The following is a 521-nucleotide window of genomic DNA, read 5'->3' on the forward strand; positions in this document are numbered from 1 at the left end:
TAAAGCGGCGTCCGTACCGGCGCAACCGCGCCAGTACCTTGACCCGCACGGCCAGGGCAACGAGTTCACGCTCATGCCGCGATACGCGCGTGACGCCATGTGATTGCCGGTCAGGGGCGTGGCCGGGCGGTCGCCTTCCGTGCCTGGCTTGGTGGGCCGGCGGTAGATTCGCCGCCACGATGGCGGTGGGCGGGAGGGCAATCGGGGAATGGACGGCAGGACTGAGGAGTTGCGGGACGCGCACGACGTGCTGGCGGAGTGGTACGCGGAGAACCTGGCCGGAGTGCTTGAGCGCATGCCGGTCGAGCGGGCGATGCTCGACCTGTTCGCGGAGATGACCCTGGCTGTGGGTTCGGAGGTCGTGGACGTGGGCTGCGGCACCGGACGACTTCTGCCGTACCTTGCCGGCCGGGGTTTGTCGCCTTGTGGGGTGGACCTCTCGCCGGGGATGGTCGAGGTGGCGCGGCGGGAGAACCCCGGCTTCGCGTACGAGGTCGCTGACCTGCGCGAGTTGCCGTTCG

General features: G+C 69.5%; 1 protein-coding gene. It reads left to right on the forward strand.

All coding sequences use genetic code 11. The features are described 5' to 3' along the window. Nucleotides 1-208: 208 nt before the first annotated feature. Nucleotides 209-521 (forward strand): methyltransferase domain-containing protein (locus Vqi01_RS30470; protein WP_204038573.1); only part of this gene is annotated, 313 nt, incomplete at its 3' end.

This window comes from Micromonospora qiuiae (genome assembly GCF_016863555.1).
Lineage (GTDB): Bacteria > Actinomycetota > Actinomycetes > Mycobacteriales > Micromonosporaceae > Micromonospora > Micromonospora qiuiae.